The following is a 15,600-nucleotide window of genomic DNA, read 5'->3' as shown; positions in this document are numbered from 1 at the left end:
GCCTCACCCGCGCGGATGGTGCTCCGCGTGCAGCGACTTCAACCGCTCACGCGCCACGTGCGTGTAAATCTGCGTGGTCGAGATGTCGGTATGCCCGAGCAGCAATTGCACCACGCGCAGATCGGCGCCATGGTTAAGCAGGTGCGTCGCGAACGCATGCCGCAGCGTATGCGGCGACAACGGCGCATGCACGTTCGCCGCCACCGCATGCCGCTTGATGATGTTCCAGAACTGTTGACGCGTCATGCCCTCCGCGCGGCTCGTCACGAACAGCGCGTCCGTGGCGCGCGCGCCGAGCAGCGCCGGCCGCGCCTCGCGCAGATAGCGTTCAATCCACCCGTGCGCCTCCTGGCCGAACGGGATCAGCCGCTCCTTCGAGCCCTTGCCCATCACGCGGACCACGCCTTCGTTCAGGCCGACTTCAACCGTCTTTAGCGTGACGAGTTCAGTGACGCGCAAGCCGCTCGCGTACATCAGTTCCAGCATGGTGCGGTCGCGCAGACCTAACGGCGTGGCGACATCGGGCGCGCCTAGCAGCGCTTCGACCTGGGCTTCGCTCAACGTCGACGGAAAACGCGGCGGCTGTTTCGCCGACCGGATGCGCAGTGTCGGATCGACCTTCGCGCGATGTTCACGCACCGCCCACGCGTAATAACGCCGAAACACCGACAGCCGGCGGTTCGCCGACGTCGATTTGTCCTTCTGACGCGCGGCGCTATACGCATTGAGATCGGCTTCGCCGGCAATATCGAGCGACGTGTTGCGGGTCTGCGCGAGCCACTCGCAGAACAGGCGCAGATCGCGGCGATACGCGTCGAGCGTGTTGCGCGACAGGCCGTGTTCGAGCCACAGCGCGTCGCAGAATGCATCGATCGAGGCGGAACTCGCCACGAATAGAGGCGACGCGAGGATCGCGTCGTCAGCCAGGGTATCGCTCATGCGTAGGGAATGCCTTCATGCTTGAGAAGCCAGCGTTTGACGTTGCGAAAGAAACCGTCGCCGGCATGATGCGCGAAGCCGCCGATGTCGCCCGCGCCGACCACCCGATGACACGGAATCACGATCGGAAAATAATTCGACCCGCAGGCCTGCCCGACCGCGCGCGGCACGCTGCCGACCTGCTTCGCCAGTTGCCCGTAGGTCAGCACGACGCCCGGCGCAATCGCGCTGATCGCCTGCCAGACGCGCTGCTGGAACGCGGTGCCGACCGGCGCGAGCGGCAAGTCGAAAGTGGCGGACGCCTGCTCGAAATACCGTTCGATCTGCCCGGCCGCCTGGCGCGCCAACGGCGTGTCCGGCACGACGTTTTCGATCGACGCCGGCAGATAGACGATCTCGCGCACGGCGTCGCCTTCGAGGCGAATACCGACCTTGCCGAACGGCGCATCGATCACTGCGTTGAACATGATTGCCTGCTCCCTGACTGGCGCGCGATGCCGCTACTTTACGCCGCTTCCAACGCCCACTCCACATGCTCGCGCACCACTGCGGATGGGTCGTCGGCACGCAGCCGCAACGATTCGACAATGCGCTCGCGCGCCTCTTCGCTCAAGCTGTCCGGCGACGCCGCGCGCAACGCATTGCCCATTCCCACCGCGAGATTGCGCAGCCAGCTTTCGTAACCGATGCGGCGAATCGCGCTGCCTTGCATGCGCGTGTCGAAGTCGTCCGCGCTCCACGCAAACAGCTCGACGAGCGACGCGCGATCCAACCCATGCCGCACGTCGAAATCGGCGACCGGCGCCGCCTGCGCGAACTTGTTCCACGGACACACGAGCTGGCAATCGTCGCAGCCATACACGCGGTTGCCGATCAGCGGCCGCATCTCCACCGGAATACTGCCTTTCAATTCGATCGTGAGATAGGAGATGCACAGCCGCGCGTCGACCTTATACGGCGCCACGATCGCGCCGGTCGGACAGGCGCCGATGCAGCGCGTGCAACTGCCGCAATGCGCACCGGGCGTTTGCGGCGCGAGCTCGGGCGCGATTTCGGCGTCGGTCGGCAACGGCACGTCGACATAAATTTCGCCGAGGAAAAACAGCGAGCCAGCGTCGCGTTGCAGCAGCAGCGTGTGCTTGCCGCGCCAGCCGATACCGGCCTTCTGCGCAAGTTCTACCTCGAGCACGGGCGCCGAATCGGTAAATACGCGGTAACCGAACGCGCCGATCCCGGCTTCGATTTTTTCGGCAAGTTGTTGCAGACGGTTACGCATGACCTTGTGATAATCGCGGCCGCGCGCATAGATCGACACCACCGCCGCAGCGGGATCCGCAAGCCGCGCCGTCTCGGCCGCGCGCCAGTCCTGCGTAAGTGGCGTCATAAGCGGCGCATTGAGTGGCGCGTCCTGCAAAGCGCTTTCTTGCGCCTTTCCGGTCAATGTCTGCGCGGGCAAATAGGCGATGCGCGCGGTAATCACACGTCGCGTACCGGCCACAAGCTCGGCGGGGCGCGCGCGTTTCATACCGTGTTTCGCCATATAATCCATCTCGCCGTGACAACCCGCTTCCAGCCAGGCTGCCAGCGGCGCTTCGGCAGCGGAGAGGTCGGTGTCGCTAATACCGATCGCCCCGAAACCCAGTTCACGGCCCCAACTTTTGATGTCGAGCGCGAGCGCATTCAGCGCCGCTTCATCGAATGGACGCTCGGCACCCGCGTCGTGACTAGACGCTGGCGTGCTGGAAACAGGGGACTCCGGACTTCGGTTCATCACGCCATTTTACGAGAATGCCTGTCAATCCCGATCACGCGATCCAACCGCCCGCTGCTGTCCTGCTCGAACGCACCTTCGCGCTCGCGGACGAAGCCGCCACGCTCGCCTTTGGCGCGCGCTTCGCGCAAGCGATCGAAAGCCTGCGCGGCACGCCGGGCGAAATACGGCAAGCGGCGCCGGGCGCCAATGGCGACACGGCATTTCATGGGCTGCAAGTGCAACTCGTCGGCGATCTCGGCGCCGGCAAAACCACGCTCGTGCGTTCCACCTTGCGCGGCCTCGGCCACACCGGCCGCGTGCGCAGTCCCACCTACACGCTCGTCGAACCGTACGAGCTCGAGCGTCCCGCTGGGGAACTCACGCTCTATCACTTCGATCTGTACAGATTCACCGATCCGGCCGAATGGGCCGATGCGGGCTTTCGGGAATACTTCGACAGCGGCGCCGTATGCCTCGTCGAATGGCCGCAACGCGCGGGGCGTCTGCTGGGCGTGCCGGATCTGGTCTTCACGCTCGAGTTGGACCACACGGGCGAAGGCCGCGTACTCGTCGCACGCGCATATAGCGAATCAGGAAAGGCATGTCTCGAAAGATGTTGATCAAACCGTTCCGCTCGATCGAATCGGCGGCTACCGCCACGCATAACTGGCGGCGGCGGCAGATTCTCTGCGCGGGCGCGTCCACGCTGATGCTCGGCCTCGTCGCGCCGCGTCTCGCGTGGGCCAGCTCGGTGCTCGGCGTGCGGGTCTGGCCGGCGCGCGACTACACCCGCGTGACGATCGAATCCGACCAGCCGTTGCAGAACGCCCAGCAACTGCTGCAGGCACCGGACCGGCTGGTGGTCGACCTGAGCGGCCTGGACCTCGATCAGGCGTTGAAGGATCTGGTGTCGAAGATCACGCCGAACGATCCGCAGATTTCGTCGGTGCGGGTTGGGCAATATCAGCCGCACGTGGTGCGCATGGTGTTCGACCTGAAGGGTTCGGTGAAGCCGCAGGTGTTCACGCTGCCGCCGGTCGGCGCGTACAAGTACCGGCTGGTGTTCGACCTGTATCCGGCGGTCGCGCCCGATCCATTGATGGATCTGCTCGCGCAAACCGAACACAAACAGCAGACGCTGAACGAAAACAGCGCGCCGCCGGCCACGCTGAGCGGCCCCGGCACCACGCCGCCCACGGCCGACAACAGCGAGGCGTTCTTCGAACGCTATGCGCAGAACGGTGGCGCAGGTTCGTCGAACGGCGTGCCGCGTCCGCCGGCGCATGTCGCGCCTACGCCCATGCCGCCGATCATCGCGAAGCCGGCCACGCCCACCGCGCCGGTCGCGCCGCCTGCCGCGATCGCTCGCAACAAAGGCGGCAACGGCGCAGGCAACCTGGGCGGTGACGACGACACCAGCGGCGACGACAACTACGCGTTCACCGCGCCGAAATCGGGCAAGAGCAACACGGTGCGTCTGCTGACCGTCGCGATCGATCCGGGTCACGGCGGCGAAGATCCGGGCGCGATCGGCAGTTCGGGCACGTACGAGAAACACGTCGCGCTCGACATCGCGAAGAAGTTGCGCGCCAAGATCGACGCGCAGCCGAACATGCGTTCCATGATGACGCGCGACGCCGACTTCTTCGTGCCGCTGAACGTACGCGTGCAGAAGGCGCGGCGCGTCGGCGCGGACCTGTTCGTGTCGATTCACGCCGACGCATTCACCACGCCCGAGGCAAAGGGCTCGTCGGTGTTCGCGCTGTCCGACCATGGCGCGTCGAGCGCCGCGGCACGCTGGATGGCGAACAAGGAGAACTCGTCGGATCAGATCGGCGGGATCAACATCAAGAACGCCGACGCCAGCGTCAATCGCGCGCTGTTCGATATGTCGACCACCGCGCAGATTCGCGACTCGATGCGCTACGGCAACTTCGTGCTGAAGGAAATCGGCGGCATCAACAAGCTGCACAAGGGCTCGGTCGAACAGGCGGGTTTCGCCGTGCTGAAGGCGCCGGACATTCCGTCGATCCTGGTGGAGACGGCCTTCATCAGCAACCCCGATGAAGAGCGTCGCCTGAACGACGACGCCTATCGCGACAAGATGGCGGATGCGATCATGAACGGCATCAAGCGGTATTTCGCGGCCAATCCGCCGCTGGCGAAGAACCGCATGACGTGATGATGTGAGCCGGTCCATCGGTTCACCATCCGGCCACCTGCCCGTCGAATCGCCTCGCGCTCAACACGCAAGCCAAACGGCCGCTCTCCGACGAGGCGGCCGTTTTCTTTTGCACGAGACAAACGCCGCTTGCTACGAATTCCCGGAGCGCCAACCGGCAACAGCCTGCGGCAAGGTGCGCCGAACCGTCGTCGTCACGCCCTCCGCAGTAGAATCATCCATCAAGCAAATCCCCACACACTATTCCTGCCGAGCCTGCCCATGTCTTCCTCGATCAAAGCAGTCCTGAAACCGCATCTGCGCGACGTCGGCAGTCTGACCGTGCGGCGTGTGCTGCCCGCCATGGCCGCGCGTCTGATCGGTCCGTTCATCTTCTTCGATCACATGGGTCCGGCCACGCTCGAACCCGGCGTCGGTCTCGACGTGCGACCGCATCCGCATATCGGCCTCGCGACCGTGACCTATCTGTTCGAAGGCTCGATCATGCATCGCGACAGTCTCGGCTCGGCGCAGAAGATCGTCCCCGGCGACGTCAACTGGATGACCGCGGGCCGCGGCATCGTCCATTCCGAGCGCACGCCGGAAGAAGACCGCGCCACCGGCCTGACCATGCACGGCATCCAGACCTGGGTCGCGCTGCCGCTGGAAGACGAAGACATCGAGCCGTCGTTCTCGCATCATGCCGCCAGCACGCTGCCGGTCGTCGAGCGTAACGGCGTGACGCTGCGGGTGATCGCGGGCAACGCGTTCGGCGAGACCTCGCCGGTCGTCACGTTCTCCGGCACGCTGTACGTGGCCGGTGAGTTCGCGCCGGGCGGCGCCTTCGCACTGGAACCGGAACACGAGGAACGTGGCGTCTATCTGGTGGAGGGCGATCTGGAGATCGACGGCACGCCGCTCGAAGTCGGCCAGATGGCCGTGCTCGCGCTCGACGAAACCGTCACGCTCGCCAGCACGCATGGCGCGCGAGTCATGCTGCTCGGCGGTGAGAAGCTGGACGGCGAGCGCTTTATCGAGTGGAATTTCGTTGCCAGTTCGCGCGAGAAGATCGAAGCCGCGAAGCTCGCGTGGACGAATCAGGAGATGGGCAAGGTGCCGGGCGAGACGGAATGGATTCCGCTGCCGGAACGCAAAGGCGCCTGATCCGCGAAAGCGACGCGTGAACATGCGCCGTATTGAATACGCGCCGACCGGCCCCATTTAATAACAAACCGTTTTATCGACGAGGACGCAATGGACACGACTCTGGCCACTTTCGAACAGGACGTCATCACGGCGTCGACGCTGGCCCCCGTGCTGGTCGATTTCTGGGCGCCCTGGTGCGGCCCGTGCAAGACGCTCGGCCCGATGCTCGAAAAGCTCGAAGCCGAAGCCGCCGGCAAATGGAAGCTGGTGAAGGTAAATGTGGACGAGAACCAGGAGCTGGCCGCGCACTTCCAGGTGCGCAGCATTCCGCACGTCATGGCATTTGCCGACGGACGACCGGTCGATCAGTTCGTCGGCGTACTGCCTGAAGGTCAGTTGCGCGAGTTTATCGAGCGGCTGGTGCCGCAAGGCGCGGACGCGGCGCGTCTCGAAGCCCAAACCGCGCTGGCCGAAGGCCGCCGCGACGACGCGTACGACGCGCTGCAAGCCGCCCTCGCCTACGATCCGGGTTTCGACGAAGCGCGCATGGACCGCATCGAGATGCTGCTCGAAGACAACCTGATCGACGAGGCCCGCAACGAGGTCGACCTGCTGTCGCCGAAAACCACGCAAGGCATCGACGCGCGTTTCAACGCGATCAAGACGCGGCTCGACGCCGTGGATGCCGCCGCGGACCTGCCGCCCACGGACGCGCTCGAAGCCAAAGTGGCCGCCGATCCCACAGATCTCGAAGCGCGCTTCGATCTGGCCAGCGCGCTGATTGCGCATCGTAAGTACGAAGGCGCACTGGAACACCTGCTGGCAATCGTGCAACGCGATCGCACCTTCCGTGACGATATTGGCCGCAAGACGATGCTATCGGTGTTCGATCTGGCCGCGCATCAGCCGGAGCTGGTGTCGCAATGGCGGCGCAAGTTGAGCGCGTCGTTGTTTTAAACGAACTGCGCGATGCTCGAATGCAGTGGCGGCCCCGGCGGCAGCCACTGCATGTTTCTTCAAGCCGCGGCCTGCTGGCCCAACGCCCGCAACACATGCGCGGCGGCGGCAAATCCAAAGCTCGCGGTCACGCACACGCTCGAGCCGAACCCCGCGCAATTCAAACCGACCGGACCCGTGGGCGCCGTGTTCACCTGCTCGGCTTCTTCGTCGCCATCGACAGCGGCCACTTCCGGATAGATCAGCGGTTCGTCCGAATACACCGCGCTCACCTTGAACTTCGCTTTCGGCCCGCGCGGGAAACCATGCTGTTTGCGCAATTGCGCGCGCACCTTCGACAGCAACGGGTCCTGAATCGTCAACGCCAGATCGTCGATGCGGATGCGCGTCGGATCGAGTTGCCCACCCGCGCCGCCCACGGTGATCAACGGCTGTTTCCGCTCGACACACCACGCGATTAACGCGGTCTTGGTGCGCACGCTGTCGATCGCATCGATCACGTAATCGAAGCCACCGCCAAGCGTCGCGGCGAAATTATCCGGCTCGACGAAGTCTTCGATCAGGCGCACATCGCAATACGGATTGATCGCCGCGATGCGTTCGGCCATGGCTTCGACCTTCGGTTTCCCGTAGTTGCCGTCGAGCGCATGGATCTGCCGGTTAGTGTTGCTCTCGGCCACGTTGTCGAGATCGATCAGCGTCAGCGTGCCGACCGCGCTGCGCGCGAGGGCCTCGGCTACCCACGACCCCACGCCACCGATACCGATCACCGCGACATGCGCCGCTTCGAACGCAGCCAACGCCGGCGCCCCATACAGACGGGCAATGCCGCCGAAGCGCCGGGCGCGGTCGGCGGTTTCGCTCCCGTCGAGGCTGGTAGTAAGATCGGAATGCGCGGTGGGGCTGGACATGATGGCGGGGCTCGTTGGATCAGGCGAAATCAGGCGAAACAGATAAAGCGGAAACGCGCGGCGTTGGCGCGCTCGCAGCCGGTATTCTGCCTGATCGCGTCAATCCATATTGGCGCAAGGGTGACTCAGCGCAAGCGGTCAGGAATGTGGCGCAATACACTGGTGTACCGCGCGAAGCCTTGGCCTGGTCGCGCGCAAAGATTTTTCTCCTTAGCTATACTGGACTGACTGTAGCGTTCGCATAAGAACATGACCTCACTCGCCGATCTTCGAAACAACTATTCGCTCGGTTCTCTCGACGTTGCCGATGTCGACCGCAACCCGTTTCGTCAATTCGATACGTGGTTTGAACAGGCCGTCAACGCCCAGCTCCCCGAGCCGAATACCATGACGCTCGCCACGGTCGACTCGCGCGGCCGGCCGTCGGCGCGCATTGTGCTGATCAAAGGCGTCGACGAACGCGGCTTCGTGTTCTTCACCAATTACGAAAGCCGCAAAGGCCGCGAAATGGCGGCGAATCCCTACGCGAGCCTGCTGTTTTACTGGATCGAACTCGAGCGCCAGGTGCGCATCGAGGGCAGCATTATCAAAACCAGTGCGGAAGAAAGCGACAAGTATTTCGCGTCGCGTCCGCTCGGTTCACGCATCGGTGCATGGGCATCCAATCAGAGTCAGGTAATTGAAAGCCGCTCGCAACTCGAAACACGCGAACGCGAAATCAGCCTGCTCTACGGCGACCAGCCGCCGCGTCCGCCGCATTGGGGCGGCTATCGTTTGGTACCCGAAGCAATCGAATTCTGGCAGGGCCGACCGTCGCGTCTGCACGATCGTCTGCTCTACACGCGTTCAAGCGAACACAGCGACTGGCAAATCTCCCGTCTGTCGCCCTGAATCGGAATACAACGCCGTCGCGTGCGCCGCCAACGTAGCAGCGCACGCCGGCCGGATGGCATCTCGCGGCAAGGGAGTTGCGCCGCACCGGGCTGCGATCCACACAAGCTTTGCTCTAATTCAACGGACACGGAGAGATCACATGTTCTGGGAGAAGAAGCTGGCGCAGTGGGTGGAAGACGTAAAAACCAAGGCTAACCTGCCCGCACGCCTCGTGCTGTGGGACGGTCAGCAACACGACTTCGGGCAGTTCGCGGCGCCTCAGGTCACCCTTCATGTCAAAAGCGCCACGGCGCTGCCGTATCTGCTCGAACCGAGTCTCGACAATCTCGGCGAGGCTTACGTGAAGGGCAAGATCGATATAGAAGGCAAGCTGTCCGACATCATCAATATCGGCTACCAGCTCGCGCGTAATACGGTCAACAGCGCGAGCAAGCTGGCGCGCGTGCGGCGCTATTTCCATCACTCGAAGGCGTCGGACAAGAAGGCGATCCAGTATCACTACGACGTCTCGAACGAGTTCTACAAGCTGTGGCTCGACGAGAACATGGTGTACTCGTGTGCGTACTTCGAGAATGGCGACGAAGATCTCGCCACCGCGCAGATCAAGAAGATCGACCACATCCTCACCAAGATCCAGTTGCAGCCCGGGCAGCGTCTGCTCGATATCGGCTGCGGCTGGGGCGCGCTCGTGTTGCGCGCGGCGCAGAAGTTCGGCGCGAAGTGCGTGGGCGTGACGCTCTCGCAGAACCAGTTCGATCTCGCCACCGCGCGCGTGAAAGCCGCCGGGCTGGAAGACCGGATCGACATTCGTCTGCAGGATTATCGCGACATCGAAGGACAGTTCGACCGGATTACCAGCGTCGGCATGTTCGAGCACGTGGGTCGCAAGAATCTGCCGGGCTACTTCCAGAAGATTCACGATCTGCTGGTCGACGACGGCGTGGCGATGAACCATGGCATTACGTCGAGCGATTCCGACAGTGGCGAGACCGCGCTGGGCGGCGGCGAGTTTATCGATCGTTATGTGTTCCCGGACGGCGAGCTGCCGCATATCAGCCTCGCGCTCGAAGCGATGCAGCGCGGCGGGCTCGAAGCGGTTGACGTCGAAAGCCTGCGCCGTCACTATGCGCACACGCTGGATCTGTGGGCGGAAGCTTTCGAAGCGCATGCGGACGAAGCCCGCAAGCTGGTCGACGACGAAAAATTCCGCATCTGGCGCGTGTACCTCGCCGGTTGCGCGTATGCGTTCGAAACCGACGACGTCTCGATCTACCAGGTGGTGTGCCGCAAAGCCGGCCGCAGCGCGAAAACCTTGCCGTGGTCGCGCCGCTATATGTACGACAAAGCCCCGTGATGCGCTTGCGCCGCGGCGTCGTGCAGTAGCGGCCCGGCGCGGCGCAACCTTTGAACGGCAGGTCGACGATCGATGGGTCAGAGTGGGACAAGTCAAGTTGAGCAGGCGGTGAATGGCGCGGTGGACGCCGACGGCGAAGCCGCGCAGTTCGATCTGTTCGGGATGCCGGTGGCGCAGGCGGTGGCGGCTACGGAAAATGACGGGGTCGGGAAGGCGTCGCGCGGGCGACAGCCTCGCGCCCAAACCACCGCCGCCGCCTCCCTTTGGCACGAAGACGAAGCGCCTTCCGAAGAGGCAACGCGACCCGATCCTGAACTCACCGCGGCCCCACCCGCTCCAGCAGAACCGAAGAAAAAACGCCGCGCTCGCGACGTTATCGCCGCCCCGCCTTCGCCTGAACTCATCGCGCTCGCCGCCGGCCTTCCGCCGCAGATCCACCTCGGCACCTCCACCTGGTCGTTTCCGGGCTGGAACGGCATCGTCTACGGCGACGAATACAGCAACAGCAAACTCTCGCGTGAGGGTCTCACGGCCTATGGCGCGCATCCGCTGCTAAAGACGGTCAGCATCGACCGCTCGTTCTATCAGGCGCTCACGGTCACCGAATACTTGCGCTATGCGCAGCAAGTACCCGAGCATTTCCGCTTTATCGTCAAAGCGCCGATGACGATCACCGACGCCACGGTGCGCGCCGAACGCGGCGAGCCGGTCTCGCTGAACCCCTGTTTTCTGAACCCGCAAATGGCGATCGACGACTTCGTCACGCCGTGCGTCGAAGGACTCGGCGCGAAAGCCGGCGCCCTGGTGTTCCAGCTTTCGCCGCTGCCGGATCAGATGCTCGCGCAGCCGGCGGTGTTCATCGAACGTCTGGCCGAATTTTTGACGGCGTTGCCCACGCTGCCCGCCGGCACCTGCTACGCGATCGAAATCCGCGACGCGAGCCTGCTGACCCCACGCTTCATCCGTACGCTGAAGACAGCGGGCGTGCGCTATTGCGTGGGGATTCATGCGCGCATGCCGGACCCCTTGCGGCAGGCAGCGGCGCTCGCGCTGCTGGACGGCGAACCGGCCGGGCCGCTGATCGTGCGCTGGAGTTTGCACGGCGGCTTCAAATACGAACAGGCGAAGGCCAAGTACGAACCGTTCAACCAGTTGGTCGATCACGACCCGGCAACCCGCGCGTCGCTCGCCGAACTGGCCGCGCGCTACGCGCTGGCCGGCCAGCCGGTGGTGATTGCGATCAACAATAAGGCCGAAGGCTCCGCGCCGCTGAGTTGCGTGGAATTGGCGCGCGAGATTATCGAAGCGTACGCGCGGCAAGCTCACGAGCATGAGCATGACGCCGGGAGCCGGGAGCACGAGACTGAGCGTGAGGACCCGGCGCCGCAGCAGGGTGAACCGTAACGCAACGAGCGTCAGGCGCTAACCCGACAAACCCCGGGCGACACCCCCCGCGCGACAAGAAAAAAGCGGCCATCGCTGGCCGCTTTCCTTCACCCCGCCTTGATCCGATGCGCGAACTTCTGCCGAAACTTGGCGACCTTCGGCGCCACCACGAACGAGCAGTAGCCCTGATTCGGATGCTGCGCGAAATAGTTCTGATGATAGGCCTCGGCCGGCCAGTAGTTGCCGTCCAGCGGCAGCACCTGGGTGACGATCTGGTCGTCGTCAATCCGCTGCTCGCCGATCTCGCGAATCGCCTGCAACGCCGTCTCGCGTTGCGCTTCCGAGTGCGTGAAAATCACCGACCGGTATTGCGTGCCGACGTCGTTACCCTGCCGGTTCAACTGCGTCGGATCGTGGATCGCGAAGAAAATATCCAGAATCTCGCGATAGCCGATCTTCGCCGGATCGAAATCGACGTTCACCACTTCAGCGTGACCAGTCACGCCGTCGCAGACCTGTTCATAGGTCGGATGCGGCGTCTGGCCGCCCGCATAGCCCGACTCCACCGCATTCACACCGTCGACGCCCAGATACACCGCTTCGAGGCACCAGAAACACCCGCCACCGAGGGTGGCGACTTCGCCTGTCTGACTCATGCTGCACACTCCTGGATATGCATAAACGGCCGATGCCGGTTCCACGATCCCGCAACGCTCATGCCACCACCGGGTCTTTCCCGTTTAGTGTGCTTAGCCACATGTCGGCTGGGGTCGCGGCCAATTCGCTGCGATTGCAGTTAAAATTGGGATAAATCGACGATTTTCACTATGACTTTCGAATCATTTGTTTTCGGCCGCGCGTGCGACGGGTTCAACTTGGGGTGGGTCCCGTTTGCACGAGGGACATCCTGCCGATGAAGCACGCCAGTCCGCCCAACTTCGACCAGAGCGCGTTCAAACAGGCGCTCGGCCAATTTGCCACCGGCGTCACCGTCATTACAACGCGTGCGGCGTCCGGCCAATTGATCGGCATCACGGCCAGTTCGTTTAATTCGGTTTCGCTCGACCCGCCGCTGGTGCTGTGGAGTCTGGCCACGCGCTCGGCCTCGATGCCGGTGTTTCGCTCTAATAGCCACTACGTGGTGAACGTGCTGGCCGCGTCGCAGATCGATCTGTGCAAACGCTTCGCGACCGTCAAGGGCGACCGCTTCGAAGGTGTGTCCCATGCGGCGGGCGACTCCGGCATGCCGGTGCTCGACGGCGCGCTAGCGTGGTTCGAATGCCATAACCGTAGCCGCTACGAGGAAGGCGACCACGTGATTTTCGTCGGCGAAGTGGAGCGCTGCGGCGTGCATGAGCATGCCGCGGAAATCTCGCCGCTGGTGTTTCAGAGCGGTCAGTTCCACGGGCTCAAATCGATCTGAAGCGCGGCGGCCCGGCAGCGCCGTGGCTCGTTGGCCGACGGCGCTTTCACCCGATCAGCGGTCGTTATGCGCGGTGCCGTGGCTGGTGGTTTTGGTCACCAGCGCCACCGGTACGCCGGAATCTTCCTTCAACGTCTGCAGCACGATATTCGAACGAATATCCATCACGCCTGGCGCCTTGTAGAGGCGTTGCAGCACGAAATCCGAATAGTGTTTGAGGTTGTGCGCGAGAACCCGCAGCAGGTAATGGGTCTCGCCGGTCACGACGAACGCGCCGACCACTTCCGGCCAGTCCCGCACCGCTTCGGCAAAGCGCTCGTGCCAGTTCTCCTGGTCGTTGCGCATGGACACCTGCACGAACGCTTCCAGTTCGAAACCCAGTACTTCGCGGTTCAGACACGCACGGTAATGTTCGATGACGCCCTGCTCCTCCAGGAGGCGCAGACGTCGTAGACAGGCCGAGGGCGAGAGCGAAATGCGCTCCGCCAGGTCGAGATTGCTGATCCGTCCTTCTTGCTGAAGCACCGTCAAGATACGGCAATCGGTGGCGTCGAGCGAGATCGCGTTCATATTCGGTCTCCCTTTCCCATTTATGCCAAATTATGTTCCAAGACACGACGCAGAAGGAGATTTTTTCGCAATCACATTTCGCGGCAAGCCACCTATCATTTCGAGATAGACACGATCCGCCGTTGGAGACATGCAAACAATCTGGGACATCACCCCCGCCGTCGACACCGCGACGCCCGTCTGGCCGGGCGATACGCCGGTCGGCATAGAGCGCGTGTGGCGCATGGAGGCGGGTTCGCCCGTCAACGTCGCGCGCCTGACGATCTCGCCGCACACCGGCGCCCACACCGACGCGCCGCTGCACTATGACGCGCAAGGCGCCGCAATCGGCGACGTGCCGCTCGACGCCTACCTCGGCCGATGCCGCGTGATTCATTGCATCGGCGCCGCGCCTGTTGTGACGCCACAACACCTGACCGGCTCACTCGACGACCTGCCGCCGCGAGTCTTACTGCGCACTTACAAAAACGCGCCCACCGCCGCATGGGACAGTGCGTTTTGCGCGGTCGCGCCGGAAACGATCGATCTGCTCGCCGCGCGCGGCGTGCAGCTGATTGGCATCGATACACCGTCGCTCGATCCGCAAGAATCGAAGACGATGGATGCGCACCACCGAATCCGCGCGCACCGCATGGCGATTCTCGAAGGCATCGTGCTGGATGCCGTCGCGCCCGGCGACTACGAGTTGATCGCGCTGCCGCTCAAGCTGACCACGCTCGACGCGAGCCCGGTGCGCGCGATCCTGCGTGCGCTGCCGACGGCGAACGGCGACGCCCGCTGAACGCCGAGCACCGGTTGGCGCCGAACCCCCACTATCCCGCTCCCGATCCGACTGACGGAACCACCATGAACCACCGTGAAGAAGCCCTCGCGCTCGACAGCGCCGACCCGCTCGCCTTACTGCGCGACCAGTTCGCGCTGTCGCCGACCACCATCTATCTCGACGGCAATTCGCTCGGCGTGCCGCCGGCCGCCGCCGCGCAACGCGCGCAGACCGTGATCGCCGCCGAATGGGGCGAAGGCCTGATCCGTAGCTGGAACAGCGCCGGCTGGTTCGCGCTGCCGCGCCGCCTCGGCAACAAGCTCGCGCCGCTGATCGGCGCGGCGGACGACGAAGTCGTCGTCACCGATACGATTTCGGTCAACCTGTTCAAGCTGCTCTCCGCAGCGCTGCGCGTGGCGAATGCGCGCGACCCCAAGCGTCGTGTGATCGTGTCCGAGCGCTCGAATTTCCCGACCGATCTGTACATCGCGCAAGGTTTGATCGAACAGCTCGATCGCGGTTATGAACTGCGCCTGGTCGACGATCCGTCCGAACTGCCTGCCGCGATCGGCGACGACACCGCCATTGCGATGATCACGCATGTGAACTACCGCACCGGCTACATGCACGACATGGCTGCGCTGACGAAGCTGATTCACGACAAAGGCGCGCTCGCGTTGTGGGACCTCGCGCATTCGGCGGGCGCTGTGCCGGTCGATCTGAATGGCGTCGGCGCCGACTATGCGGTGGGTTGCACGTACAAGTATTTGAACGGCGGGCCGGGTTCGCCGGCATTCGCGTGGGTGCCCAAGCGTCATCAAAACGATTTCACGCAGCCGCTGTCCGGCTGGTGGGGTCATCGCGCGCCGTTCGAGATGGACCCGGCGTATCGGCCGGATGACGGCATCGGCCGGTTTTTGTGCGGCACGCAGCCGATGGTCTCGATGTCGCTGGTCGAGTGCGGACTCGATGTGTTTCTGCAAACCGATATGCAGGCGATTCGCCGCAAGTCGCTGGCGCTGACCGATCTGTTCATCGAACTGGTCGAAGCGCGTTGCGCCGAGTTCCCGTTGACGCTGGTCACGCCGCGCGAACATGCGCAGCGGGGTTCGCATGCGAGCTTCGAGCATCCGCATGGGTATGAGGTGATGCAGGCGTTGATCGCGCGTGGCGTGATTGGCGATTATCGCGAGCCGCGCGTGTTGCGGTTTGGTTTTACGCCTCTGTATACGCGTTTCGTGGATGTGTGGGATGCCGTGGAGACGCTGCGCGACGTGCTCGTGCATGAGACCTGGCGGGCGCCCGAATTTGCCGCTCGCGGCGCGGTGACCTGAGGAGCGGGC

Annotated in this window: 17 protein-coding genes; 11 read left to right on the top strand and 6 right to left on the bottom strand. The window is 63.7% G+C overall.

Annotation, left to right across the window (positions count from 1 at the left end; all coding sequences use genetic code 11):
* Positions 1 to 3 precede the first annotated feature (3 nt).
* From xerD to queG, 3 genes are read right to left on the bottom strand one after another with little or no spacing between them, the layout of a single operon-like run.
* Complete coding sequence (gene xerD / locus BX591_RS04575) at positions 4 to 939, bottom strand: site-specific tyrosine recombinase XerD (protein ID WP_111929544.1); 936 nt, start codon at positions 937 to 939, stop codon at positions 4 to 6.
* Positions 936 to 1,406 (bottom strand): methylated-DNA--[protein]-cysteine S-methyltransferase, encoded by a 471-nt coding sequence (locus BX591_RS04570; RefSeq protein ID WP_111929543.1) that lies wholly within the window; start codon positions 1,404 to 1,406, stop codon positions 936 to 938. Before BX591_RS04570 ends, xerD begins: the two co-directional genes overlap by 4 nt.
* Before the next feature lie 38 nt (positions 1,407 to 1,444).
* Positions 1,445 to 2,710: a tRNA epoxyqueuosine(34) reductase QueG gene (gene queG / locus BX591_RS04565; protein WP_111929542.1), complete on the bottom strand. Its 1,266-nt coding sequence runs from the start codon at positions 2,708 to 2,710 to the stop codon at positions 1,445 to 1,447.
* Positions 2,711 to 2,727: 17 nt separating this feature from the next.
* On the opposite strand from queG, the gene tsaE reads away from it, so the two are divergent.
* The 4 genes from tsaE to trxA all read left to right on the top strand — a co-directional run bounded on the left by tsaE (position 2,728) and on the right by trxA (position 6,956).
* Positions 2,728 to 3,312 (top strand): tRNA (adenosine(37)-N6)-threonylcarbamoyltransferase complex ATPase subunit type 1 TsaE, encoded by a 585-nt coding sequence (gene tsaE / locus BX591_RS04560; protein ID WP_111929541.1) that lies wholly within the window; start codon positions 2,728 to 2,730, stop codon positions 3,310 to 3,312.
* A complete protein-coding gene (locus tag BX591_RS04555) occupies positions 3,294 to 4,874 on the top strand; it encodes an N-acetylmuramoyl-L-alanine amidase (protein ID WP_111929540.1) in 1,581 nt (526 codons plus the stop codon). The genes tsaE and BX591_RS04555 overlap by 19 nt, the downstream gene beginning before the upstream one ends.
* Positions 4,875 to 5,135: 261 nt before the next feature.
* A complete protein-coding gene (locus tag BX591_RS04550; protein WP_111929539.1) occupies positions 5,136 to 6,017 on the top strand; it encodes a pirin family protein in 882 nt (293 codons plus the stop codon).
* A gap of 90 nt (positions 6,018 to 6,107) precedes the next feature.
* The gene (trxA, locus tag BX591_RS04545) at positions 6,108 to 6,956 is read left to right on the top strand and encodes a thioredoxin (protein ID WP_111929538.1); all 849 of its coding nucleotides are present in this window, start codon (positions 6,108 to 6,110) and stop codon (positions 6,954 to 6,956) included.
* Between the two features lie 59 nt (positions 6,957 to 7,015).
* Here trxA and tcdA read toward each other — a convergent pair whose 3' ends face one another.
* Positions 7,016 to 7,867: a tRNA cyclic N6-threonylcarbamoyladenosine(37) synthase TcdA gene (gene tcdA / locus BX591_RS04540; RefSeq protein ID WP_111929537.1), complete on the bottom strand. Its 852-nt coding sequence runs from the start codon at positions 7,865 to 7,867 to the stop codon at positions 7,016 to 7,018.
* Between the two features lie 14 nt (positions 7,868 to 7,881).
* On the opposite strand from tcdA, the gene BX591_RS35985 reads away from it, so the two are divergent.
* The 4 genes from BX591_RS35985 (at position 7,882) to BX591_RS04525 (ending at position 11,519) form a co-directional block, all read left to right on the top strand.
* Positions 7,882 to 8,112 carry a hypothetical protein gene (locus tag BX591_RS35985; RefSeq protein WP_146749724.1) on the top strand — a complete coding sequence of 77 codons (231 nt, stop codon included), beginning with the start codon at positions 7,882 to 7,884 and terminating at the stop codon, positions 8,110 to 8,112.
* A 4-nt stretch (positions 8,113 to 8,116) separates the two neighbouring features.
* The gene (gene pdxH / locus BX591_RS04535; protein ID WP_111929536.1) at positions 8,117 to 8,758 is read left to right on the top strand and encodes a pyridoxamine 5'-phosphate oxidase; all 642 of its coding nucleotides are present in this window, start codon (positions 8,117 to 8,119) and stop codon (positions 8,756 to 8,758) included.
* 142 nt (positions 8,759 to 8,900) lie between these two features.
* Positions 8,901 to 10,115, top strand: coding sequence for an SAM-dependent methyltransferase (locus BX591_RS04530; RefSeq protein WP_111929535.1), 1,215 nt, complete (start codon positions 8,901 to 8,903; stop codon positions 10,113 to 10,115).
* A gap of 72 nt (positions 10,116 to 10,187) precedes the next feature.
* Positions 10,188 to 11,519 carry a DUF72 domain-containing protein gene (locus tag BX591_RS04525; RefSeq protein ID WP_111929534.1) on the top strand — a complete coding sequence of 444 codons (1,332 nt, stop codon included), beginning with the start codon at positions 10,188 to 10,190 and terminating at the stop codon, positions 11,517 to 11,519.
* 89 nt (positions 11,520 to 11,608) lie between these two features.
* Here the strand turns inward: BX591_RS04525 and msrA are convergent, their stop codons facing one another.
* Positions 11,609 to 12,157 (bottom strand): peptide-methionine (S)-S-oxide reductase MsrA, encoded by a 549-nt coding sequence (gene msrA / locus BX591_RS04520; protein WP_111929533.1) that lies wholly within the window; start codon positions 12,155 to 12,157, stop codon positions 11,609 to 11,611.
* A 257-nt stretch (positions 12,158 to 12,414) separates the two neighbouring features.
* Here msrA and BX591_RS04515 point away from each other — a divergent pair, with 257 nt between their 5' ends.
* Complete coding sequence (locus BX591_RS04515) at positions 12,415 to 12,924, top strand: flavin reductase family protein (RefSeq protein WP_111929532.1); 510 nt, start codon at positions 12,415 to 12,417, stop codon at positions 12,922 to 12,924.
* A 54-nt stretch (positions 12,925 to 12,978) separates the two neighbouring features.
* On the opposite strand, the gene BX591_RS04510 is transcribed toward BX591_RS04515, so the two are convergent.
* Positions 12,979 to 13,494, bottom strand: coding sequence for an Lrp/AsnC family transcriptional regulator (locus tag BX591_RS04510; protein ID WP_111929531.1), 516 nt, complete (start codon positions 13,492 to 13,494; stop codon positions 12,979 to 12,981).
* Positions 13,495 to 13,624: 130 nt separating this feature from the next.
* On the opposite strand from BX591_RS04510, the gene kynB reads away from it, so the two are divergent.
* A complete protein-coding gene (gene kynB / locus BX591_RS04505) occupies positions 13,625 to 14,275 on the top strand; it encodes an arylformamidase (RefSeq protein WP_111929530.1) in 651 nt (216 codons plus the stop codon).
* A gap of 65 nt (positions 14,276 to 14,340) precedes the next feature.
* Entirely contained in the window at positions 14,341 to 15,591 is a 1,251-nt protein-coding gene (gene kynU / locus BX591_RS04500) for a kynureninase (RefSeq protein ID WP_111929529.1), read from the top strand.
* Positions 15,592 to 15,600: the final 9 nt, after the last annotated feature.

Source organism: Paraburkholderia bryophila, from assembly GCF_003269035.1.
Lineage (GTDB): Bacteria > Pseudomonadota > Gammaproteobacteria > Burkholderiales > Burkholderiaceae > Paraburkholderia > Paraburkholderia bryophila.
Note: the sequence above shows the minus strand (reverse complement) of the source record. Positions and strands in the feature narration are given on the sequence as shown.